This window comes from Solidesulfovibrio alcoholivorans DSM 5433, from assembly GCF_000702665.1.
GTDB classification, from domain to species: Bacteria; Desulfobacterota; Desulfovibrionia; order Desulfovibrionales; family Desulfovibrionaceae; genus Solidesulfovibrio; species Solidesulfovibrio alcoholivorans.
In genome coordinates, this window is the sequence record NZ_JNJA01000004.1 from 277113 (window position 1) to 299403 (window position 22291).

The window sequence follows — 22291 nt, forward strand, 5'->3', positions numbered from 1 at the left end:
TCGGGCGTCCATTACCGTCGTCGCACTGTTGCCTGACAGGGGAGCCGATCAATTGTTGGCTGCGCATGCTGCAAGGTTATAAGCTTTGTATGTGTTTAAGATAAATTCGATTTCTTCTTGTGTTAGAATAGAGGAGAAAGACGTGTCTGTACTATCTTTCTGGTGACAATGCGACATCACATAGCATGTCTTTGTGTAAAATTTAATTAAATCAATAGGAAGTTCAAAAATATCGAGGATTCTTCCTTTCCTGTACGCTTCAAGGACAGGCTGCGGGCAAGGAGGCTTGACTAGAGCAATTACTTCCATGCCTAGGCGTCCATAGCGGTATATTTGCTGAATGGATGCTTGCATGTCTGAACTTATTTCTACATAGGCCAGGCGAATTTTTTTATTTTTTTCAAACAACGGGACAGCTTCGTTGATATTGCGTGCCAGAATGACATCGTAAATCGAAGAGATGGAGATGGCCATTGCTGAAAGTTCAGTGTTGTCTGAACATAAAATGAATACACTTTCGGGCAACGCTTTCGCCTTTATTGCTAAGTTGAAATGGAATGATTTTTGATTATAAAGTCGCTACTCCTTCTTTGCGGTTACAACTCATTCGCTGAGGATGCTCGGGACACACAGGGGCGGAGCGCCCCGGAAACGCGCGATCGCTCCCCGGGGCTTTTTGAAAAACCGCATTGTCCTCGCATCGCAGGGGAGCCCCCTTACGGTGCGGGGAAATCCTCAGGGGTATTTGGTGGGATTGTCGCCGGGGCGTACTGTCCGACGAATTTGCCGGCGGTTATGCGGGGGCGGCCCGTTATTCCCGCTTGCGCACGTCGCCCCGCCAGCGATTGAGCGGCGCGCAGCAGCCGTGCCCGATACCAAGCAGAAACCTCATGTGTTCGCCGCGTGCAGGGTCTTCGGCCAGGCGACAGCGGTAGCGGCCGCTTGCAGCGTCCCAATACAGGTCGGGGCAACGCTTCAAGTAGCCGTAGAGGATGTGCGACTCCACGCACGGGTCCGACAGGCAACACCAGCCGCACCCGACGCAGGGCAGGGAACTCAGGTTCGAGGCAGACGGGCTGCCTGGCCGGTAACCGGGCCAGGCAGTGCCGGAGGCGTCATGGATGGCATGGCGTCGTGGCTCCTGTGGCGGCCCCGTGACCGAAGCGGGACCTTGTTGGCGTTGCGTTTCCCCGGCACCGTATGCCGCTTCGGCTGCCTGGCCAAGCGATTTCGGGTCAATTCATCTTGCACGATTCCCGGCTTGACATCTTGATGCAACTCTGTTGCATCAAGCCATCGGTCGCGCCCGCAACATGTGGCGCGCCAAGGGAGTAGTCATGAAGAAACTCTTTGCCTTGATTGTGGGAATCGTTTTCGCCTGGAGCGCGCCGGCGGCGGCGAAAACGCTCGTAGCGGTGAGCATCGCGCCCCAGGCGTATTTTCTCAAGCAAATCGCCGGCGACCGGGTGGACGCGCTGGTCATGGTGCCGCCCGGCGCCGACGCCCACACCTACGAACCCAAGCCCCGCCAGCTGGCGGAACTCGGCAAGGCGGCCCTCTATTTCGGCATCGGCATGGATTTCGAAAACGCCTGGTTGCCGCGTTTCAAGGCCGCCAATCCGAACATGGTCGTCGTGCGCACGGACGCCGGCATCGAAAAAATACCCATGGTCGCCCATGAAGACGAGGACGACCATGGCCACGACGCGCACGCCAAGGAGGAAAAGGGAGCGGGGCACCACGAGGAAGGCCATCACCACGAGGCCGGCGAGCCCGATCCCCATGTCTGGCTTTCGCCCAGGCTCGCCAAGGTGCTGGGTGCGTCCATGCGCGACGCCCTGGTCAAGACCGATCCACAGGGCGCGGCCGACTACGCCGCCGGCTACGAACGCTTCGCGGCCTCTTGCGATGCCCTGGCCGCCGGCATACAACAACAGTTTGCCGATCTGCCCCCGGGCGAGCACAAATTCATGGTGTTTCATCCGTCCTGGGGGTATTTCGCCCGTGACTTCGGCCTGACCCAGGAGCCCATCGAGGCGCTCGGCCGCGAACCCGGGCCCAAGGCCCTGGCGGCGCTCGTGCGCGAGGCCAAAAAGGACGGCGTCAAAGTAGTTTTCGTCCAGCCGCAGATGAGCTCCCGCCAGGCGCAAGCCATTGCCCAGGCCATCGGCGGCGAAGTCGCGGCCCTGGACCCCCTGGCCGAGGACTGGGCGGCCAATCTCGAAAACGCGGCCAAGGCCCTGCGCCAGGGCATGGCCGGACAAACGGAGCACAAGTGACCCGACCGGTCGTTGCAATCCGCGACCTGACGTTTTCCTACAACGGCCAGGCGGCCCTTTCCGGGGTCGACCTGGCCGTTGCGCCCGGAGAGCGTCTCGCCGTGCTCGGCCCCAACGGCGGGGGCAAGACCACGCTTTTAAAGCTCATTCTCGGCATTTTGCGCCCGAGTTCCGGGAGCATTGCCGTCTTTGGCGAGGAACCCGGGCGCAACAGCCGCTATATCGGCTACGTCCCCCAGCGCCTGGAAGGCGCGTCCGCGCGCAAGGACCTGCCCATCCGCGTCCTCGAAGTGACACTCATGGGCCTGCTTGCCCCGGGGCGGCATGGTTTCCGCTATTCCCGGCAGGAGATTCACAAGGCCGAGGAAGCCCTTGCCCGCGTGGAAATGCACGCTTTCAAGGACCGCCGCTTTTGCGACCTCTCCGGCGGCCAGCAGCAGCGGACGCTCATCGCCCGCGCCCTGGTCTCGGACCCGGAGCTCCTCATTCTCGACGAACCCACGGCCAACATCGATCCCCAAGGCAAGTTCTGTCTCTACGAGGTGCTCGCGCGCATCGGCCAGGGCGTGACCTCGCTCGTGGTCAGCCACGACATGAGCATCCTGGCCGCGGGGGTGACGGCCGTGGCCTGCGTCAACGGCCGGCTGCTCCACGCCCCGGAGCCCAGGCTCACCAAGGAAATGGTCGATCTCCTCTACGGGGTGCACAGCCACAGCTGCCCCATGGACGCCTTCCTGCGCCGCATGCCGCCGGATCTCGCGGCCATTGTCCCTCCGGAGCGCCGATGATCGCGGACATCATTTCCCTGCCGTTCATGCAGCACGCCTGTCTGGCGGCGCTTCTGGCCGCACTGTGCTGCGGCGTCATGGGTACCCTGGTCGTTGCCAACCGCATGGTCTTTCTGGCCGGCGGCGCGGCGCACGCCGCCTACGGAGGCGTGGGGCTCGCCTATTTCCTGGTCCTGCCCGTACTGCCCGTGACCGTCGCCTTCACCGTGACCGCCGCCCTGTGCATGGCCGCCCTGACCCGGCGGCGCGTGGAGGACACCGATACCGTCATCGGCGTGCTCTGGGCCGCGGGCATGGCCTTCGGCATCATCCTTCTGGACGTGACCCCGGGCTACAAGCCCGACCTCATGAGCTATCTTTTCGGCAGCATCATCACCGTCCCCGTGGCCGACCTCTACGCCTTGGCCGCGTTGGCCGTCGTGCTGTGCGCCGTGACGCTGCGCCACTACAACGGCTTCGTGGCCATGGCCTTCGACCGGGAGTTCGCCGCGGTGCGCGGCGCGCCGGTCGGCATGCTGCATTACCTGCTTACGGCCCTGGCCGCGGTCACGGTGGTGCTGCTCATCCGCGTGGCCGGGCTCATCCTCGTCATCGCGCTGCTGTCCGTGGCCCCGAGCCTGGCGCTACGGCGTACGGCCTCCATGGGGCGGGCCATGTTCCTGGCCACGGCGCTCAACGTCTTTTTCTGCCTGGCTGGCCTGGCCCTGGCCTACGGCTGCGACCTGACTTCGGGCGCGGCGATCATCGCCGTGGCCGCCGCGACCTACTTCCTGTCCCTGTTGCCGGGCCTGCGCGGCCATGGGCACGGAGCGTAGAGGCGTACGTGGCGATGGACGGGAAGAACATGGCCGCCATGCTGGAGGAGGCCGGAGTGGAGCCCACGGCGGTGCGCCTGGCCGTTGCGCGGGTCCTTGCCGGCGGCGAACACGCCTTGCCCGCCGGGGACATCCTGCGCAAGGTGCGCGAGGCCATGCCGGTCAACAAGGTGACGCTCTACCGCATCCTCGACCTGTTCGTGCGCCAGGGGCTGGCCAGCCGGCACAGCAGCGGCGACCGCGCCTTCCGCTACTGCCTGGGGCCGCGTTTTTCCGGCCGTGCCCATGGCCATGCCTACTGCCTGCGCTGCGGCCGCATGGAGTGCCTGCCCGCCACGGGCGACCTCGTGGACATCACGGCCCTGGGGCGCAGCCTCGCTATGGACGTGATCGGCGTCGAGGTGCGCATCGACGGCATCTGCGCCGCCTGCCGCCGGGTTGCCGGAGCGGGCGGAGAGGGCGTGGCGGCCGAAGACGGCGCGGTTGTTGACGCCGTGCCGGGAAAAAATTAGCCTTCCGGCTTTCCCACGCTGCCTTCCTGGATACCCGCACACATGAAAAAAGCGTTGATTTTCGGAATTTCCGGTCAGGACGGGGCCTATCTGGCCAAGCTCCTTCTGGAGAAGGGGTACCAGGTGGCGGGCACCTCGCGCGACGCCCAGATGGCGTCCCTGCGCAATCTCGACCGCCTCGGCATCCGGGAGCGGGTGACGCTTTCTTCCGTGACCCTGACCGATTTCCGCAGCGTGCTGACCGTGCTGACCAAGGTCGCGCCGGACGAGATCTACCATCTGGCCGGCCAGTCCTCGGTGGGTCTGTCCTTCGAGCAGCCCGTGGAGACGTTCATGTCCATCGGCGTCGGCACGCTCAACCTCCTGGAGGCGGTGCGTTTTCTCGGCGCGCCGGTGCGGCTCTACAACGCTTCCTCCAGTGACTGCTTCGGCGACACCGGCGGCGAGCCGGCCACGGAAGCCACGCCGTTTTCCCCGCGCAGCCCCTATGCCGTGGCCAAGGCCGCCGCGCATTTCGAAGTGGCCAACTACCGCGAGGCCTATGCGCTCCATGCCTGCTCGGGCATTCTTTTCAACCACGAGTCGCCGCTTCGGCCCGCACGTTTCGTGACGCGCAAGATCGTCTCCGCCGCCGCCCGCATCGCGGCCGGGTCGGGCGAACGCCTGCGACTGGGCAACATCGAGGTGGCCCGTGACTGGGGCTGGGCCCCGGAATACGTCGAGGCCATGTGGGCCATGCTCCAGCGAGACACACCCGAGGACCTCGTCATCGCCACAGGCACGACCATCACCCTGGCCGAATTCACGGCCGAGGCCTTCGCCGCCGCCGGCCTCGACTGGCGCGCGCACGTGGACCTGGACCCGGGCCTTTTCCGTCCTTCCGACATCGCCGTCAGCCGGGCCAATCCTGCCAGGGCCGAAAGCCTTCTGGGCTGGAAGGCCGCCAAGCATCCCGCCGACGTGGCCCGGGCCATGGTCGAGCACGAGATGCGTCAACAACCCCTACGGGAGAAGACCGATTCATGAAGAGCAAAGTTGCCCTCATTACCGGCATCACCGGTCAGGACGGGGCCTATCTGGCCGAACTGCTGCTCCAGAAGGGCTACGAGGTGCATGGCATCAAGCGCCGGGCCTCGCTGTTCAACACCCAGCGCATCGACCATCTCTACCGCGATCCCCACGACGCGGACCGCAAGCTGGTCCTGCACTACGGCGACCTCTCGGATTCCACCAACCTGATCCGCATCATGCAGGAGGTCCGGCCCGACGAGGTCTACAACCTGGCCGCCCAGAGCCACGTCAAGGTTTCCTTCGAATCCCCGGAATACACTGCCGACGTGGACGCGCTCGGCACGTTGCGCCTGCTCGAAGCCATCCGCATCCTGGGGCTTGAGAAGCACACGCGCTTCTACCAGGCCTCGACTTCGGAACTGTTCGGCAAGGTGGCGGAGATTCCGCAGACCGAGAACACGCCGTTCTACCCGCGCAGCCCCTACGCCGTGGCCAAGCTCTACGCCTACTGGATCACGGTCAACTACCGCGAAGCCTACGGCATGTACGCCTGCAACGGCATCCTTTTCAACCACGAGTCCCCCATGCGCGGCGAGACTTTCGTCACGCGCAAGATCACCCGGGCCATGGCGCGCATCAAGCTGGGTCTGCAGGACTGTCTCTACCTCGGCAACCTCTCGGCGCTGCGCGATTGGGGCCATGCCAAGGACTACGTGGAAATGCAGTGGCTCATGCTCCAGCAGGACGCGCCCGAGGATTTCGTCATCGCCACGGGCCGGCAGTACAGCGTGCGCGATTTCGTCAAGATGGCCGCCAAGGAGCTCGGCATCGAACTGCGCTTCGAGGGCGAGGGCGAAAAGGAGCAGGGCATCGACGTCGCCAGCGGCAAATGCCTCGTCGCCGTCGATCCGCGTTATTTCCGCCCGACCGAAGTGGAAACGCTGCTCGGCGACCCGAGCAAGGCCCGGGAGCGCCTGGGCTGGCGGCCGCGCATCACCATCGAGCAGATGGTGTCCGAGATGGTGCGCACCGACCTGCGCGAAGCAGAGCGCGATGCCCTGTGCAAGAGCCAGGGCTTTGCGGTTTTCGACTACAACGAGTAGGCCCCGCCCCTTGACACGGGACTGTCCGATATCTAGCTCAAGGCCGGCGCACCGCGCCCCAACCTTCAAGGAGAAACTTCATGGCCTATGACATCCGCCTCGTGAAACTGATCAACGGCGAAACCGTGCTCGGCAAGTGGGACGAAGCCGCCGGCAAGCTGACCGATGTGGCCCTGCTCCAGACCATTCCTTCCCAGCAGGGCGTGCAGATGCTGCTTTTGCCGTTCGGCTACCCCTTCGAGACCGAGGTGGGCGGCGAGATCGAGCTTTCCCATGTGCTCTACCAGTTCAAGAAGTTTCCCGATGAGCTCAAGACCCGCTACCTGGAGGCCACGAGCAACCTGACGCTTTCCACCTCCGGCGATCTCAAGACGTTGTCCAACCTGGCCGGCAAGGGTGGCAACATCTCCAATCTCCTCAAGAAATAACGGCCCGCGCGTTTTTTCCTCCCCCGGCCCGCGCCGGGGGAGGCCTCCCGCCTCCACCTTCTTGACACCGCGCCGCGGCTGCTGCCGGCGGCCGGAGCATCCATGCGTGAATTCGTCGCCGACCTGCAAAAACCCACCCAGTACCTGGGCGCGGAATGGGGTCGCACGGCCAAAGACCCGGCCGGCGTCCGGGCCCGCGTCGCCCTGGCCTTTCCCGATATGTACGAGGTCGGCATGTCCTACGTGGGCGGGCGCATCCTCTACGAAGCCGTCAACCGCGTGGAGGGGCTCGCCGCCGAACGGGTCTTCACTCCTTCCGACGAGGCCGCCGCGCTGTTGCGCCAAAAGGGCGCGCCCCTTTGCACCCTGGAATCCGACACGCCCCTTGCGGCCTGCGACGTGCTGGCGTTCCACATCACCCACGAGCTCTGTTACACCAACATCCTGTACATGCTCGACCTCGCCGGCGTTCCCTTCCGCGCCGCCGACCGGGGCGAGGGGGGGCCGCTGGTCATCGCCGGCGGCGGCTGCGCGTTCAACGCCGAACCCGTGGCCCCGTTTTTCGACGCCATGGTCATCGGCGACGGCGAACAGGCCCTGCCCGCCATCCTCGAGGCCGTGGCCGCCGCGCGCCGGGAAGGCGTTTCCCGCCGCGACCTGCTCACGCGCCTGATTGCCATCCAGGGCGTCTACGTGCCGGAATTTTTTGCGCCCGGTCCGGACGGCGCGCCGCGCCCCCTGGTTGCCGGCTACGACCGGGTGGAGAAAGCCATCTTGCCCGATCTCGACGCCGCGGCGTTTCCCACCTGCCAGATCGTGCCCTTCGCCCAGGCCGTCCATGACCGCCTGGCCGTGGAGATCGCCCGGGGCTGCACGCGCGGCTGCCGTTTCTGCCACGCTGGAATGGTCTACCGGCCTGTTCGCGAACGCAGCCTGGACGTGCTCGAAGGCCTCGTCGCCGAAGGGCTCTCCCGCACCGGCTACGAGGAACTGTCGTTTCTTTCCCTGTCCACGGGCGATTTTTCGGCCCTGGAGAGCCTTTTTTCCCGCAGCATCGACCGCTGCCGTCGGGAACAGGTGGCTGTGTCCCTGCCGTCGCTGCGCGCCGGCACGCTGTCCGATTCCATCCTTTCGATGATGGCCGGCATCCGTCGCACCGGCGCGACCGTGGCCCCGGAAGCCGCGACCCAGCGCCTGCGCGACGTCATCAACAAGGGCATCGGCGAGGAGGACATCCTCGAACACGCGAAAAGGCTGTTCGCCCACGGCTGGCAGCAGGTGAAGCTCTATTTCATGATCGGCCTGCCCACGGAAACCGACGAGGACGTGGAAGGCATTTTCCACCTGGCGAAAAAGGTGCTGGCCGCGGCCCCGCCCGGCACGAAACGGCTGCAGGTCACGGCCGCCATCTCGCCCTTCGTGCCCAAGCCCCACACGCCGTTCCAGTGGGAGGCGCAGATCGGGCTGGAGGCCATCCGCGAGCGGGTAGGGCGGCTGCGTGCGCTTTTTGCCACGGACAAGCGGCTGACGCTGCGCTGGCACGAGCCGGAAATGAGCTTTCTCGAGGGCGTGTTCTCCCGCGCCGGTCGGGAGCTCGCGCCGCTTGTCGAAGCCGCCTACCGCGAGGGCTCGCTTTTTTGCTCCTGGGTGGACCGCTTCGACCTCGCCCCATGGCTGCGCGTCTTCGCGGCCGCCGGCCTCGACCCGGCAACGTGGCTTGGCGCGCGCGACCCGGACGCGCCGCTGCCCTGGGACCATCTTTCCTGCGGCGTCACGCCCGGCTTTTTGCGCCGGGAGCGCGAAAAAGCCCTGCGCGGGGCCGCGACGCCCGATTGCCGCTACGGCGACTGCTCGGGCTGCGGCGTATGCTCCTTCGGCGGCCGCACATCGAGCCTGGATGCGGCCGGAGCAAGGGACATCCGCCCGCGGCTCAACCGCGAAGCCCGTGAACACGACGCCGTTGCCGCCCCGCCGGCCCCGCCGCGCGAGGACCTGACCGTCAAGGCCGTCCACCTGCGCGTCTGGTACGCCAAGACCGGCAGCGCCGTATACCTGAGCCAGCTCGAACTGGCGCGGCTTTTCGAGCGGGCGCTTCGCCGTGGCGGGCTCAAGCCCAGCTTTTCCGCAGGCTACCATCCGCTGCCGCAGATTTCCTTCGGGCGGGCCCTGCCTGTCGGCGTGGCCAGCCGCGCCGAATGGACGGCGATCTTCCTGCGCGAGGCCGTCTCGCCCGAGGAGTTTGCCGCGCGGCTCAATCCCAACCTGCCCGAGGGCATGGCCGTCCTCGGCGTGGACGCGCTGCCGCCGGGGCGCAAGGTCACCCATCCGGTCGCGGAAACTTTCGAACTCCTCGCGCCGGAGGCCCTGGCGGACGGCTGCCTCGACGCCTGGCGCGCCTTCGCCGCCGCTGCGAACTTTCCCGTCACCTGGGAATCGAAGAAAGGGCCACGCGGCATCGATGCCAAAACCCTGGTCACGGGCGTGGAAATCGTCGCCCCTGCCACCGTGCGTTTCACCTGCTCCTTCGAGCAGTCCTACGTAAGCCCCCTGCGTCTGGCCGAGGCGGTCTGCCCGCGCCTCGTGCGGGGCCGCTACGCCATCACCAAGACCGCCGTGGCCTTTGCCGACGGCACGGTCGCCTCCTCGGACACCATGAACCAAAATTAAGTATCCTTTGTGCTCTTGAGGTCGTAGCTCTTCAACGCATGTCCACTCCCGGACGTCGCCCGGGAGCGCCAAACCAAAAGGAGCATCCATGCGCCGGCGTTTCGTTTTCGCCCTGATGACGGCCCTATTCGCCGCTTGCTGCGCCGCTTCGGCCCTGGCCGCCGAGCCGCCCAAAAGCGTCACCCTGCCAAACGGTATGACCATCATGGTCATCGAGGACAACCGCTTTCCCCTGGTCGCCGAACGGCTGTTCGTGCACGCCGGCTCCGGCTACGAGACCGCCAAACAGGCGGGGCTCAGCCACCTGCTCGAGCACATGGTGTTCAAGTCCACGGAAAAGCGCCCGGCCGGGCAGGTCGCGTCGGACATAGAAGGCGCGGGCGGGGAGCTCAACGCCTCCACGAGCTTCGACAGCACCGTCTTTCGCGTGGACCTCCCCGCCGACCGCTGGAAGCTCGGGCTCGACGTCATCAAGGACATGATCTTCGGGGCCAAGTTCGACCCGACCGAGCTCGACAGCGAACGCCAGGTGGTGCTCTCGGAACTGGCCCGGGGCAAGGACAGCCCCGACAACCGGCTGTTCCAGATGACCCAGGCCATGGCCTGGCCCGGGCAGGCCTACGGCTGGCCCATCATCGGCTTTCCCGAGACCGTGTCCGGTTTTTCCTCCGAGGACCTGCGCCAGTACGTGCGCGAGCGCTACCAGCCCCGGGCCATGCAGCTCGTAGTGGTCGGCAAGGTGCGCGTCGAGGACGTGGTCGAGGAAGCCAAGACGCTTTTTGGCGGCATGGAAAACGACCGCCTCCTGACGCCGCCCGCGCCCTATGCGCTGCCTCAGGGAGCCCTGCCCGAGCCGCAGGTCAAGGTGGAGTACGGCCCCTGGAACAAGGTCCGGTTGCAGATCGCCTTTCCCACCCCGGGCCTTCGCGCCGCGGACGAAGCCGGCCTTGAGGTCCTGGCACAGCTGCTCGCCGGCGACGAAACGAGCCGGTTCTACCGCACCTTCAAATACGACAAGAAGCTCGTGGACGATATTTCCTGCTCGTCGCTCACCCTGGAGCGGGCTGGGCTCTTTCTGGTCAGCGCGACCCTCGATGCCGGCAACGTGCAGGCCTTCTGGCAGGGCTTGCTGGCCGAGCTTTCGCGTCTGAAGGGCACATCCTTCACCGACCATGAACTGGAGCGGGTGCGCCTGAACATCGAGGACGGCCTCTATCAGGCCAAGGAAACCCTGCCCGGGCTGGCCATGAAGGCGGGTTTTTTCCATTTCTACGGCTATGACCCCGACGGCGAGGCCCACTACCTGCGCGCCGTGCGCCTGGTGGACCAGAAGGCCCTGTCCGCCGTCATCGAGGCCTATCTGCGCCCCGGGCACATGCTGACCGCCGTCCTGGTCCCCAAGGACGCCGAGAACGCCGTCACGGCCAAGGGCTTGGCCGATACGGCCGCCAAGGTCTGGCCCGCGCCCAAGACGACGACGGCCGCCGCGGCCGGGCAGGGCGGCGCGCAGCCGGCCGCGCCCGAGGTGGTCGAGCTTGGCGGCGGGCACCGGCTGGTGCTGCTGCCCGACGCCACGCTGCCCTACGTGTCCGTGTCCCTGGTCTACAACGGCGGTGACGCCTTGTTGACAAAAGACAGGCAGGGTTTGGCCGAGCTTGCCGCCAACAGCCTGACCACGGGCACGGCCAAACTCTCGGCCAACGCGCTGGAGGATTTCCTCGCCGACCGGGCGGCCTCGCTTTCCGCTTCGTCCGGCCGCGATTCCTTCACCGTGGCCTCGAAGTTCCCCAGCCGCTTCCAGAAGGACCTCTATGGGCTTATCGGCGACGTGCTGCTCGCTCCGGCCTTTCTCAAGACCGAGGTCGCGCGCGAGGTTTCGGACCAGCTTGCCGACATCAAGGACAAGGAAGACCAGCCCATGGCCCTGGCCTTCCGCAAGCTCTTTCCCTTCCTGTTCGCCGACACACCCTATGCCTACACGCGCCTGGGCGAGGCGGCCACGGTGAAGGGCTATACTGCCAAGGATGTTGCCGCCTTCTGGGCCGGCCAGCGGGCCATGCCCTGGGTCATGGCCGTCAGCGGCGATTTCGATGCCGCGGCCGTGCGCTCCCTGGCCGACAAGCTGGCCAAGACCGCAGGTCCGGCCAAGCCGTTCGCCTTTCCCACGCCCAAGTGGGGGGAAAAGCGCGAGGCCTCGGTGACGCTTGCCGGGCGCAAGCAGAGCCATCTGTTCATGGTCTTCCCGGTGCCGGGGCTGGCCGCGTCCGAAACACCGGGGCTTTCTCTTTTAAACGAAGTCCTGGCCGGGCAAAGCGGCCTGCTCTTTTCACGCCTGCGCGATGGCGAGAGCCTCGGCTATTCCGTGACGTCCTTTCTGTGGCAGTCCGACACCACGGGCTTTCTGGCCTTCTACATCGGCACCACGCCCGACAAGGACGCCGCCGCCCTGGACGGGTTCAAGCGCATCGCCGGCGACCTGGGGCAGATGGTGCTCCCGGACGACCTGATGCTTCGCGCCAAGAACGTCATGACCGGCGACTACTACCGCGAACGGCAAAGCCTTGCCGCACGCAGCGACGAAGCGGCCAAGTCCCTGTCCCTGGGCCTGCCGCTCGATCATGAAAAGCAGGTCGTCGAGGCGGCGCAGTCGCTTACTGGCGAGAACCTGCGCGCCTTGGCGCAGAAATACCTGCGCCCCGAAGCGGCGTACGTGTTCAAGGTGGAACCGTAAGCCGCCCTCGAAACGCATGGCAAAGCGCCCCTGTGGTATGACCGCGGGGGCGCTTTTTTTCGCCGGAGCCGCAGTGTCGGGCATTGTGCGCTTGGACTGCCGGGGATACCCTGCCCCGCGCGCGGGCCGCTCTCGCTTGGCATTGCACCCCGGGACCGGTCGTCGTGCAAGCGTCCCTTCATGAATACGGGCGCGGGGAGACTGTACAATGATTCGCTGTCAAAGCCGGGACGCGCGCTATGGCGTGGCCTTTTCCAACGGGAGATTTGAAGGGGTCTGCGATGCGATCCAGGACAAGGGCGGCGCGGGACAGGGCTTCCGGCCCCACGAACTGCTGGAGGCGGCCCTGGGCTCGTGCATGGCCATGATGTTGCGCATGTATGCGGACAACCACGTTATCCCGCTGGAAAGCGCCGCCGTGGAGGTGACGCTCGATCGCCGCGTGCCGGAAACTGCGACGTTCGTGTGCCGCATTGCGCTTACGGGCAACCTGACGCCCGCGCCGCGCAAGCGGCTGCTGCGCGCGGCGCGGGCCTGCCCGGTGCGGCGCCCCCTGTCCGGCAAGCTCCTTTTCGTGGAAGACGAAGCGGGCGGGCCGGCTTCGTCCGGGGCGTAGGCGGAATAAACGGTGCGCCGCGGTCGGGAAACACATCACGGTCGGCCGTTCCCGCGGCGACGACGTGCCGGAGAGGCGGATGTTGCTGGCGCGTTACGGCCGTAGCTTGTCCGTGGTGATGAGGCGCACGAGGATGACGATGAGGCAGGCCGTGAAGATGCCGAGCGCCAGGTAGCCGAAGAGCGCTTCCGAGGCGGCCAGCAGGCGCAGTTGCGGCGTCGGCGTGCAGTCGGCGCAGCCCGTGTTGGTGAAAAGCGACACGCTCAGGTACAGGCAGTCCTTGAACGACTCCGTGAGCCTGCCGCTGCACAGGATCTGGAAGGCCATGAATGTCCTGGCGTAGCCGGCGATGACGCAGACGGCGTAGACGGGGATGGACACGGCCAGGATGACGAGGCTGCGAAACAGCACCAGCGACAGCAGGATCAGCGTCGGGAAGGTGATGGAAAAGGCGAAGGCCAGGAAGATGATCTGGTCCGGTCCCGGCGACTTGGCCTGGCTCAAGTAGACCAGGTAGATCAGGAAGGGCAGGGAAACTGCCAGGCCGATGGCCCCGAGAATGGCGCGAAGGCTCATGCCGCTTGCCCGCCTGCGAGGTCGCACCCGCCGGCCGGCGCGTATCCCCCTGTGCGGCGGCAGGCGGGAAAATGTGCGGGGGCGGCCTGGGTCATAAAATGTCCCTGTCCTTGTCGATGCGTCTGTCCCGGGAAGCCCGCGCCGTGGAGTTCACGGGCATCGTCTCGCGCAACGTACCTTTTTCCTTGAAAAATACCAGCCTATTTTTCGACCTGCGGCCTAGGCGCGGGCCATGAGCGCGTTGACCAGAGCCATGAGCAGCTCGGGCTGGTTGTGCAGGTCGGAATTCTGCAAAAACACGCGGCGCTGGTGGAAGCGGTCCTTGAGCGTTTCGGCGTAGCGGTCGCGGTTCTCGACGTTGGCCGGGTCGTAGGCGTCGGTGTAGCCGGGGAGCAGGCGGTCCACGCTTTCGCGCGTGGGCAACTGCGCGCCGGGGAGCATGTCCCATTCCTTCCAGTCGAGCTGGTCGAGCAGCAGCGCGGTCTGGAGGGTGAGCGACGTGGACAGGGGAATCTTGCGCAGGTCGCGGTCGGAGGATTTCCAGAAGCCCACGGAGTTGAAGGCGTAGCCCACCGCGCCGGCCCGGAATACGTGCAGGAACGCGTCCACGTCCTTCCACAGTTCATAGACGCGGAAGGGGTTGGCGAAGGGTTCGAACACGAGCTTTTTGAGCTCGTCCTCGCTGACATTTTCCGCGAGGTTGCGCCGCGTCATGAGCGAAGCGCCCATGGCCACGCCAAGGGCCTTGTCCGCGAAGCGCACCACAGGCGGCAGGCAGGTGTCCTTCATCAGCCAGACCATGATGTCCGGGAAGGCGCAGCGGTTGACGTAGGCCCCGAGCAGGTCGCGGTCGATCAGCGCCCGGCCGTTGGGGTTGCGCACGTCCTGCCCGAGCGGCAGGATCTTGCCGGCGGCCTCGGTCAGGGCCAGGTTCATGGTCGAAATCATGAAGCGCCAGTCCGGGTGGCCCAGGGGGCGCGAATCGGTCTTGTCGAAAAGCGTGGGTTCCCACACGCGGCAGACCTTGCCCTCGCAGTCGATCTGGAAGGCGTCGTCGTGGAGCACGACCTTGGTGAAGCCCTCGGGCAGGGTGCCGCCGTTGTCCGGGGAGTTGGTGTGCGACGATTTGCCCGTGCCGGAGAGTCCGAAAAAGGCGATGGAGCGCTTGCCCTTTTCTTTCGCGGCGGCGTCCTCGCAGGCGGAGAAGTCGATTTCCTTGATGCCGCCGTGGCAGGCGGCCATGCCCAGGCGCATGCCCGAGGTCCAGGCCAGGGTCAGGGTGCCTTTTTTGCGCTCGCCGAAATAGCGCATGCCCAGGTTGAAGATGACATTGGCGTCCTCGTCCACCAGGGCGAGCTGGGAGCCGCCCTCGTTGTGGTAGTAGGGGTCGGTGGTCTGCCAGTGGTTAAATCCCACGACGAGGATGTCGGGAATGGGCAGGCGGGCGCTTTTGGCGTAGACCTCGGCCAGCTCTTCGTAGGGCGTGAAATTGGCCAGCCAGTTGAACACGTTGACCGCGTCGTCTTCGGTCGCCACGATGGTGGCCTTGATCATGAGGTCCGTGTCGAGGCCCAGGATGGCGTCGGCTTTGATCAGCGGATAACGCTGCATGGCATAGACGGCCTCGCGCAAATCAGCCTCGACCTTGCGCCGTTCCACGGCGTCCATGCGGGTGTAGAAACGCCGGGCCTTGGCCGTGCGGCCGACGATGCGGCCGTGGCAGTTGTTGAGGACCGTCGCGCCCTCGGGCAGGCCCAGGCGCTTGGCCGCGGGCGGGTACACGGGCAGGTCGGTGTCCATGACGTCGTGCTGGCTTTTTGCCAGGGCGTAGGCCTCGGCGGCCGTGACCTTGCGCACCCGCTTGTCCAGGCAAAGCGTCTGGGCGATGGAGCGCAGCGGCGGCATCCGTTTCATGTCGTCGCGATAGTACTCGTGGCTGGCGAGGCTGGCCATGAACCCTCCGGTCGGGACTGTATTGCTTTGTATTGTACGCGGTTGGAGTCTTGCGGTAAACCGTTTTCGTCAAAGGTCAGCCGCGACGCCCCGGGGTGAATCTTTTGGGATCGATGCCGTATTTCTTGACCTTGTAATTGACCACCCGATAGCTCTCGCGCAGGTTGCGCGCGGCCTGGTACATGTTGCCCCGGGCCTTCTTGAGGGCTTCGACCAGCAGTTCCTGCTCGAAGGTGGCCACGGCGTCGCCGAAGGAAAGCGACGGTTCCGTACCCGAGGATTCCCCGGTCTGCAAGGTGGGCGGCAGGTGGTAGGTGCGCACCACGGCTTCGTCGCACACGGTCGCGGCCCGTTCCATGCAGCTTAAAAGCTCCCGCACGTTGCCCGGCCAGTGGTACTGGTTGAGCAGGTCTATGGCCGGCGTGGAGATGCGGCGCACGGTCTTGCCGGTGCGGCGCGAGAAGTCGTCGAGAAAGCGTTCGGCCAGGGGCAGGATGTCGCCGGTGCGGTCGCGTAAGGGGGGCACGAAAAGCAAAAAGACGCCGAAGGCGTAGTAGAGGTCTTCCAGGAAATCGCCCCGGGCCAGGGCGTCTTCCAGGGAGACGCGGCTCGTCGCCACGATGCGGGCGTCCACGGCGACCGGCGTGTCGCTGCCGGCGCGCTGCATGGTGCCTTCCTGGATGACGCGCAGCACCTGCTCCTGGGCGGCCAGGGGCAGTTCGTCGATGTCGTCGAGAAAGACCACGCCACCTTGCGCCAGCTCGAAAATGCCCCGGCGGGAACGGGTGGCCTTGGCGCGCTCGCCTTTTTGCACGCCGAAAAGCGCCTCCAGGGCGGCCTCTTCGGGCATCTCGCCGCAGCCCAGGCGCAGAAACGGCCGGTGGCGGCGGTTGCCCTGGGCGTGCAGGAACCGGGCGAGGGCCTCCTTGCCCGTGCCTTCCTCGCCGCGCAGCAGCACCGGCGCGTTGGCGTCGGCGGCCTGGGCGATCTGGCGCAAAAGCAGGCGCATGCTCTTGGACACGGCCACGGGCGGTGCCAGCAGGGAGGCGGCCACGGCGTCGTCCTCCCGGTTCGCCGGGGCTTCCGCGGCCGGTGGCGTGGACGGACGGCGGCGGGAGCGCGCCAGTTCGTCGCGCAGGCGCAGGGCCGCGTTGCCGATCATGGCCCCGGCCACGAGCAAAAATTCGCGGTGGGCTTCGAGAAAGACCATGGGTGCCTTGGGCAGGTCGACGCTCAGCGCCCCGACCACGTTCGACGCGGTCACGGGCTCGAAGCCTTCGACCTGGCCGTCGGGCTCGGGAATGGTCACGGGCACGCAGATGTAGGACAGCGTGGCCAGCTCCTGGGGCGGCCGGCCGAGGAAGTCGGGGTGGTCCTTGACGTCCTGGAGCACCAGGGAGCGCCTGGAGCCGATGACCTGTCCCGTGGACAGGGGGGCAGGGCCGTAGAGGTGGTCCAGGCCCTGCTCCCGGCCGTGGGAGAGCAGGATGCGCGCCCCGGCCTGGGGCAGGTCGTGGAGTTCCAGGCAGGCCCGGCGGTAGTTGAGCGTTTCGACCAGGATCGTCAGGGCGTCCTCCAGGCCGCGCCGCACGGCGCGGCCCGGCCCGGTCGCCGCGGCGATGCGCGAAAGCGCCCCGTAAAAGGCCGGGCCCGCGCTGTCGAAGGTCGTCAGCGGATCGATCACGCCGCTTGTCCCGCCGCCGCGGCCTGGGCGCCCAGCTCCAGGGCCTTGAGGTTCAAGGGCACGATCTTGGGCTTCAAGTATTTTTCCACCGAGCGCACGAGGGCGGCCACGTCAAAGGGCAGCGCGCCGCAGGCCGCCGCCGCGCCGAGCAGCACGATGTTGGCGGCCTTGGCCGTGCCGGCCTGTTCGGCGAGGCTGATGGCGGGCACCATGACCACGCTCGCGGCGAATCCCCGGGCCGTTTCCAGCACGGCCTCGAGGGGCGGGTAGCACTCCCGGCCCAGGCACACGCCCACGGGCTGGATGGCCTCGGCGTTGCTGACGACGTGCCCGCCGCGCTTGAGCATCGGCAGGGCGCGCAGGGTTTCCAGCAGCTCGAACCCGAGCAGCACGTCGGCCTCGCCCTGGGAGATGCGGGCGCTTCTGTAGCCGCCGATGAGCAGGGTGGATTCCACCACGCCGCCGCGCTGGGCCATGCCGTGGATCTCGCCCGAAGTGACGGGCAGCCCGGCGTCCAGGGCGGTGCGGGCGAGCAGGGTGGTGGCGGTCAGGGTTCCCTGGCCGCCGACGCCGGTGAGGAAGATGCGGGCGCGGTTCATCGGGCCTCCTTCTTGCCGGGCTTGATCGCGGCGGAAAGCTGCACGCAGTACATGCAGCCGTCGCACTGTTCTTCGTTGATGGTGAACACTCCGGCTTCCATGGCGAAGGCCGGACAGGCCAGGTTGTCCCGCACGGCGAGGCAGGTCTCGGGATCGCCGACGACCCGCGCGGGCGGAGTCTTCTTGGCCTGGCCCACGCGCCTGGCGTGGATGGGGCAGGGATATTCGGCCACGAGCACGCGGGGACCTTTTTGCGCGGCAAACGCCTGCAAGGCGGCGACGGTGGCCTTGTGGTTGAGCGGGTTGACCTTGACCGGCTCGATGCCGCAGGCCCGGATCAGGGCCTGCAGGTCCACGGGATTGGGGTTCTCGCCGAAGATGGTGGTGTCCACCCCGGGGTTGGGCTGGTGGCCGGTCATGGCCGTGGTGCGGTTGTCGAGGATCACGACCAGGATGTCGTGGTTGTAGGCCACGGCGTCGATGAGGCCCGTGATGCCGGAATGGAAAAAGGTCGAGTCGCCGATAAACGCCACCACGGGCTTGCCCGAGGCCCGGGCGAAGCCCGCGCCAGCGGAGATGGACGAGCCCATGCACAGCAGGAAGTCGGCGGCGCGAAACGGCGGCAGGAAGCCCAGGGTGTAGCAGCCGATGTCCGAGGAATAGACCGCGTCGTCGCCGAAGACCTCGCGCACGGCGTAGTAGGCGGCGCGGTGCGGGCAGCCGGCGCAGAGGTTGGGCGGGCGTTTGGGCAGGTCGCCGGGCACGGCCAGGGTGTCGGCGGCGGGCGTTTCGCGCCCGAGCACGGCGTTGACCGCGGCCCGGACGTTGGTCGTGGCGTATTCGCCGCGCCGGGGCAGATGCTCGCCCTTGCCGATGATGGCGACGCTGATGCCGCGCTTTTGCGCCAGCGCCCGGATCTCGTTTTCGAGCACGGGTTCGAGCTCTTCGACGATGACGACCGTGCGGCATTTGCCGAGGAATTCGGCGATGCGGTTTTCGGGCAGCGGATAGGTCATGCCCAGTTCCAGCACGCGCACCGTGCCTTCCAGGCCGTCCTCGGCCAGCACGTCGCTTAAATAGTTGCGGGCCACGCCCGAACAGACGAAGCCGATCGCGCCCTGGCCGCGCTCGGTGTTGTAGGGCGAGGCTTCGGCCTTTTCCCGAGCGACCTCGAGCACGCCGAGCAGGCGTTCGTGCATGGGCCGCGCCGAGGCCGGCAGAGGCACGAACCTGGCGGGATTCTTGACGAAGGGCTTTGGCGCGACGTCGCGCGGCAGTTCGCCTGCGACCACGGGGCCGCGCACGTGGTTGATGCGCGTGGTGGTGCGCAGCAGCACGGGCGTTTCGAGCTCCCGGGAAAGGGCCAGGGCGTCGCGGGCCATGTCCTTGCATTCCTGCGCCGTGGCCGGCTCGAAGCAGGGCAGGCCGCCGAGGCGCGCGTAGAGGCGGTTGTCCTGCTCGTTTTGCGAGGAGTGGCAGCCGGGATCGTCGGCGGAAAGCAGCACGAGCCCGCCCGGGGCCGAGACGTAGGCCAGGGTCATGAGCGGGTCGGCGGCCACGTTGACGCCGACATGCTTCATGGTGACGAGGCAGGGCAGCCCGGCCAGGGTCGCGCCGCCGGCCACTTCCAGGGCGACCTTCTCGTTGACCGAGTATTCGAAATAATACGGCGCACCCTGGGACAGCCGGAAAAAGGCGTCCGGCACTTCCGAGGACGGCGTGCCGGGATAGCAGGTCACGAACCGGACCCCGCCTTCCAGCGTTCCCCTGACGATGGCCTCGTTGCCGAGCAGCAGCAGGGTCTCGCCCGCGGCCGCGGTCAAAAGCTCTTTACCCACGAGAAACCTCCGACAAGGAGCGGGACGCCCGCACACGTCCGAAAAGACATCGCGGCGCAAAGCCGGCCAGCGCCGCAGGGATGCGGCGGCAGCAAGAGCGCCGCGTCCGCGCATGCCGCGCGGACGGAATGCAGGCGTCCCGTACCCGCGTACGTATTTTTCCCGGAAAACACGACAGTGCTTTCCGCAAGCGTCCCCTTACCCCTTGCCCTTGGCGGCCTTGGCCTTGATGGCGCCGATGCGGGCATCAATGTAACCGACGTTTTGCACATGGCCGTCGGCCTTCATGCGCTCGAAGGCGGCAAGGGCTTTGTCCCACGCGCCGGCAGCTTCGGCCGCGACGGCAAGCTGGCGGTCCACGGTCATGGCGAAAGGCTTGGGCGCGGAAACAGAAAGGGCTTCGAGCACTTCCACGGCCTTGGCGTCCTGGCCGGCCTTGGACAGCGCGGCAGCGTAGCCGAGCCCGGCCACGGTCTTCATACCGGCCGGGGCGTTCTTGGAAACGGCGTCCCAGGCGGCGGCCGCCTTGGTGAAATCGCCCATGTCCGTGGCGGTCTGGGCGGCGGCCAGCCAGATGCCGTCGCGGGCGGCGGCCGGCGCACCCTTGGCCAGTGCCTCCAGGGCGCTCAGGCGTTCGGCCCCCTTCTTGGCCAGGATGAGGGAACCCAGTTCGTTTTCGGCCTTTTCCACTTGGCTTTTCTGGTACGCGCCGTACAGGGCGTAGCCGCCGGCCGCGGCCACGATGACCAGGACGCCGGCCAGGGTTTGTTTCCAATAGCGCAACGGCAGTTGCAGGAAAGAAGTGGGATCGGTCCGGGAAGTTCCGGTGGATTGCGACGCATTGGTGTCGGTCATGGAATATGCCTCCGAAGCACAAGAATGCATGAAAAAGAGCAACACAGATAAGCACAAAGCCCGGGGCGTGTCAAAAGGGGCGCGTGGCGAAGGATGTTCGGGATGCTGAGAAAACGGCTCAGCGCCCTTCGGGTCGCGGTGCGGCGTCCAGGGCGGTGTGGGCCGCGCCCACGAGCCCCGCGATGGCGGAGGTCTCCTGCAGAAGCGTCAGCTCGACGTCTTCCAGCCCCAGGCTGTGCGGGGAGGCGAAGGCGGCAAATCCGTCGGCCATGGCCGCAAACGCCGCGGAGTCGAGCCTGTTGGCGCGCGACCCGAGGAGCCGGATCGCCGCCAGGGGGCGGTCGCCGTGCAGTGCGTCGGCGAGCATGGCCAGATGTGCGCCGAGGATGCCGTAGACGTGCGCGGCGTCCTGGCGCAGCCCGGGATCGTCGGCTTCCAGGGCGTCGCGGAAAAAGGTGCCGGCTGCGTCCGGGGAAACACGGCGTTTGCGCAACAGCCCGAGTTCCTGGGCGACCATGGCCACGCCGGCATAGGAGAGGTAGGGATGGATGGTGGTGAAGCAGCCCTCGGTCGCGTTTGCGGCACGGTAGCGTGTGACGCACCAGCCGTATTCGTGGAATCCCGCGGTGGTGCGACCGCAAGGATCCAGGCGGTGGACGGCGGGGCAGGCCCCCAGGCGCACGGAGAGCAAGTCGCCCGGCAGGCGGGCCGGTGTCGGTCCAGGGGCTTCGCCGCCGTGGCGATGGGCGAAAACGGCTTGCGCCAGGCCGTCGTTGACCACGGCCAGAGGACAGTTCCCGGCGACTTCCCGGGTGAAGCTTTGCAGCAGGGCCGCGACCGTTTCGGGCGTCCGCGGTCCCTCTCCCGTGATAAGGCCGTATCCGGGCACGGGCAGGACCCTGCCATGCACGGCGGTTGCCGCGATACCGACGCCCACGGCGTCGAGCGCCTCTCCGGCCGTCGCGGCCAGTCCTTTGGCCGCGTCCCGGATTGCGGCGAAAACGTTCGGCAGTTCGGGGACCTTGCCTTCGGGCGCGCTCTTGCGGCGTGACAGGCCCTCCACGGCAAAGCGGCCGTCCGCCTCCACGCGCACCAGGGCAAGGCTCGTGAGGTGCAGCCCGATATTGACCGCAAGGGCCAGCCCGGGACGCGGCATGGCGGGGTCGCCGGCGCATGCGGCCGGGGTTTCCCGCTGTTTTTCCCGCAGGCGCGCCCCATGCTCCGGGTCGGCGTCCAGGCGGAAATCCCGTCGGAAGACCTGCCGGATCAGACCGTGCAAAAAATCGAGGGGCATGGTCGAAAACGGCGCCTGGGGGAGCACGAACAGCCGCAGTACCGCGTCGCGCAGCCACGCGGCGACGGCTTGGCGCGGCGAGACGATGCTGGCCGAGGCGGCTCCGTGGACGCAGAGCGCGTTGTTGAGCAGCGCCGCCACATGGAGTTCGGACAGGCGTTTTTCCCGCGGATTCGGGCAAAGCGGAACCCGCGTGGACACGGCGAGGGGGGGCTCGCTTCCCCTGTCGCACCAGAGCGTGACGGGAACGGACAGGGCCGGGTCGAGGCTGGCGAAATGGCGACGCCACACGGCCGGATAGGGGGACACGGGGCGGCCCGGGGGAAAGACCGCCACGGGCGCGTCGTGGAGCATGCGGGACGCCTTGTTTGCTGGAGGTGGGCGCGCGATGTGGACGCGCAACACGTCGCCCGCGCGCGAACAGCGCATGCGGACCCACAAAATGCGTCGTCGCATCAAGGATGTTGGTTACAAGAACGTAAGACGTGTCTATTCCGCGCAAGCGCAGGAATTTCAAACAGACAGAGGCGCGCCCGAAAATC

At 66.6% G+C, this 22291-nt stretch carries 19 protein-coding genes; 10 read left to right on the plus strand and 9 right to left on the minus strand.

Annotated elements, in window-relative coordinates; all coding sequences use genetic code 11:
* Positions 1 to 48: 48 nt before the first annotated feature.
* Together Q368_RS25610 and Q368_RS24495 are read right to left on the minus strand one after the other, a co-directional pair.
* Positions 49 to 474 (minus strand): hypothetical protein, encoded by a 426-nt coding sequence (locus Q368_RS25610; protein ID WP_156955678.1) that lies wholly within the window; start codon positions 472 to 474, stop codon positions 49 to 51.
* 337 nt (positions 475 to 811) lie between these two features.
* The gene (locus Q368_RS24495; RefSeq protein ID WP_084158725.1) at positions 812 to 1060 is read right to left on the minus strand and encodes a hypothetical protein; all 249 of its coding nucleotides are present in this window, start codon (positions 1058 to 1060) and stop codon (positions 812 to 814) included.
* 277 nt (positions 1061 to 1337) lie between these two features.
* On the opposite strand from Q368_RS24495, the gene Q368_RS0109745 reads away from it, so the two are divergent.
* The 10 genes from Q368_RS0109745 (at position 1338) to Q368_RS0109790 (ending at position 12950) form a co-directional block, all read left to right on the plus strand.
* On the plus strand, positions 1338 to 2279 hold the full coding sequence (locus Q368_RS0109745; protein ID WP_029458881.1) for a metal ABC transporter solute-binding protein, Zn/Mn family: 942 nt from the start codon (positions 1338 to 1340) through the stop codon (positions 2277 to 2279).
* Positions 2276 to 3067 (plus strand): metal ABC transporter ATP-binding protein, encoded by a 792-nt coding sequence (locus Q368_RS0109750; RefSeq protein WP_029458882.1) that lies wholly within the window; start codon positions 2276 to 2278, stop codon positions 3065 to 3067. Before Q368_RS0109745 ends, Q368_RS0109750 begins: the two co-directional genes overlap by 4 nt.
* Positions 3064 to 3882, plus strand: a complete 819-nt coding sequence (locus Q368_RS0109755; RefSeq protein WP_029458883.1) for a metal ABC transporter permease — start codon at positions 3064 to 3066, stop codon at positions 3880 to 3882. Before Q368_RS0109750 ends, Q368_RS0109755 begins: the two co-directional genes overlap by 4 nt.
* A gap of 29 nt (positions 3883 to 3911) precedes the next feature.
* Entirely contained in the window at positions 3912 to 4394 is a 483-nt protein-coding gene (locus Q368_RS0109760; RefSeq protein WP_245611316.1) for a Fur family transcriptional regulator, read from the plus strand.
* Positions 4395 to 4436: 42 nt separating this feature from the next.
* Positions 4437 to 5420 carry a GDP-mannose 4,6-dehydratase gene (locus Q368_RS0109765; RefSeq protein ID WP_029458885.1) on the plus strand — a complete coding sequence of 328 codons (984 nt, stop codon included), beginning with the start codon at positions 4437 to 4439 and terminating at the stop codon, positions 5418 to 5420.
* Entirely contained in the window at positions 5417 to 6508 is a 1092-nt protein-coding gene (gmd, locus tag Q368_RS0109770) for a GDP-mannose 4,6-dehydratase (RefSeq protein ID WP_029458886.1), read from the plus strand. Before Q368_RS0109765 ends, gmd begins: the two co-directional genes overlap by 4 nt.
* 80 nt (positions 6509 to 6588) lie before the next feature.
* The gene (locus Q368_RS0109775) at positions 6589 to 6936 is read left to right on the plus strand and encodes a hypothetical protein (RefSeq protein WP_029458887.1); all 348 of its coding nucleotides are present in this window, start codon (positions 6589 to 6591) and stop codon (positions 6934 to 6936) included.
* 102 nt (positions 6937 to 7038) lie between these two features.
* Entirely contained in the window at positions 7039 to 9603 is a 2565-nt protein-coding gene (locus tag Q368_RS0109780; protein WP_043785500.1) for a TIGR03960 family B12-binding radical SAM protein, read from the plus strand.
* An 88-nt stretch (positions 9604 to 9691) separates the two neighbouring features.
* Positions 9692 to 12334, plus strand: a complete 2643-nt coding sequence (locus tag Q368_RS0109785; RefSeq protein ID WP_029458889.1) for a M16 family metallopeptidase — start codon at positions 9692 to 9694, stop codon at positions 12332 to 12334.
* Between the two features lie 208 nt (positions 12335 to 12542).
* Positions 12543 to 12950 (plus strand): OsmC family protein, encoded by a 408-nt coding sequence (locus tag Q368_RS0109790; RefSeq protein WP_029458890.1) that lies wholly within the window; start codon positions 12543 to 12545, stop codon positions 12948 to 12950.
* 93 nt (positions 12951 to 13043) lie between these two features.
* Here the strand turns inward: Q368_RS0109790 and Q368_RS0109795 are convergent, their stop codons facing one another.
* From Q368_RS0109795 to Q368_RS0109825, 7 genes are all read right to left on the minus strand, one after another.
* Positions 13044 to 13526, minus strand: a complete 483-nt coding sequence (locus Q368_RS0109795) for an ion channel (RefSeq protein ID WP_029458891.1) — start codon at positions 13524 to 13526, stop codon at positions 13044 to 13046.
* 219 nt (positions 13527 to 13745) lie between these two features.
* On the minus strand, positions 13746 to 15479 hold the full coding sequence (locus Q368_RS0109800) for a phosphoenolpyruvate carboxykinase (ATP) (protein WP_029458892.1): 1734 nt from the start codon (positions 15477 to 15479) through the stop codon (positions 13746 to 13748).
* Between the two features lie 76 nt (positions 15480 to 15555).
* Positions 15556 to 17163, minus strand: coding sequence for a sigma 54-interacting transcriptional regulator (locus Q368_RS0109805; protein ID WP_029458893.1), 1608 nt, complete (start codon positions 17161 to 17163; stop codon positions 15556 to 15558).
* Positions 17160 to 17762 (minus strand): indolepyruvate oxidoreductase subunit beta, encoded by a 603-nt coding sequence (locus tag Q368_RS0109810; protein WP_029458894.1) that lies wholly within the window; start codon positions 17760 to 17762, stop codon positions 17160 to 17162. The genes Q368_RS0109805 and Q368_RS0109810 overlap by 4 nt, the downstream gene beginning before the upstream one ends.
* A complete protein-coding gene (gene iorA / locus Q368_RS0109815) occupies positions 17759 to 19600 on the minus strand; it encodes an indolepyruvate ferredoxin oxidoreductase subunit alpha (protein WP_029458895.1) in 1842 nt (613 codons plus the stop codon). Before iorA ends, Q368_RS0109810 begins: the two co-directional genes overlap by 4 nt.
* A gap of 198 nt (positions 19601 to 19798) precedes the next feature.
* Entirely contained in the window at positions 19799 to 20455 is a 657-nt protein-coding gene (locus tag Q368_RS0109820) for a tetratricopeptide repeat protein (RefSeq protein ID WP_029458896.1), read from the minus strand.
* 118 nt (positions 20456 to 20573) lie between these two features.
* The gene (locus tag Q368_RS0109825; RefSeq protein ID WP_043785504.1) at positions 20574 to 22103 is read right to left on the minus strand and encodes a hypothetical protein; all 1530 of its coding nucleotides are present in this window, start codon (positions 22101 to 22103) and stop codon (positions 20574 to 20576) included.
* Positions 22104 to 22291 lie beyond the last annotated feature (188 nt).

Bases quoted from the DNA above. Each gene is read 5' to 3' on its own strand.
- Q368_RS0109745 (WP_029458881.1), top strand. From the start codon at position 1,338: ATGAAGAAACTCTTTGCCTTGATTGTGGGAATCGTTTTCGCCTGGAGC.
- Q368_RS0109785 (WP_029458889.1), top strand. From the start codon at position 9,692: ATGCGCCGGCGTTTCGTTTTCGCCCTGATGACGGCCCTATTCGCCGCT.
- gmd (WP_029458886.1), top strand. From the start codon at position 5,417: ATGAAGAGCAAAGTTGCCCTCATTACCGGCATCACCGGTCAGGACGGG.
- Q368_RS25610 (WP_156955678.1), bottom strand. From the start codon at position 474: ATGGCCATCTCCATCTCTTCGATTTACGATGTCATTCTGGCACGCAAT.
- Q368_RS0109810 (WP_029458894.1), bottom strand. From the start codon at position 17,762: ATGAACCGCGCCCGCATCTTCCTCACCGGCGTCGGCGGCCAGGGAACC.
- Q368_RS0109760 (WP_245611316.1), top strand. From the start codon at position 3,912: ATGGCCGCCATGCTGGAGGAGGCCGGAGTGGAGCCCACGGCGGTGCGC.
- Q368_RS0109825 (WP_043785504.1), bottom strand. From the start codon at position 22,103: ATGCTCCACGACGCGCCCGTGGCGGTCTTTCCCCCGGGCCGCCCCGTG.
- Q368_RS0109755 (WP_029458883.1), top strand. From the start codon at position 3,064: ATGATCGCGGACATCATTTCCCTGCCGTTCATGCAGCACGCCTGTCTG.
- Q368_RS0109820 (WP_029458896.1), bottom strand. From the start codon at position 20,455: ATGACCGACACCAATGCGTCGCAATCCACCGGAACTTCCCGGACCGAT.
- Q368_RS0109780 (WP_043785500.1), top strand. From the start codon at position 7,039: ATGCGTGAATTCGTCGCCGACCTGCAAAAACCCACCCAGTACCTGGGC.
- Q368_RS0109790 (WP_029458890.1), top strand. From the start codon at position 12,543: ATGATTCGCTGTCAAAGCCGGGACGCGCGCTATGGCGTGGCCTTTTCC.
- Q368_RS0109800 (WP_029458892.1), bottom strand. From the start codon at position 15,479: ATGGCCAGCCTCGCCAGCCACGAGTACTATCGCGACGACATGAAACGG.
- Q368_RS0109775 (WP_029458887.1), top strand. From the start codon at position 6,589: ATGGCCTATGACATCCGCCTCGTGAAACTGATCAACGGCGAAACCGTG.
- Q368_RS0109765 (WP_029458885.1), top strand. From the start codon at position 4,437: ATGAAAAAAGCGTTGATTTTCGGAATTTCCGGTCAGGACGGGGCCTAT.
- Q368_RS0109795 (WP_029458891.1), bottom strand. From the start codon at position 13,526: ATGAGCCTTCGCGCCATTCTCGGGGCCATCGGCCTGGCAGTTTCCCTG.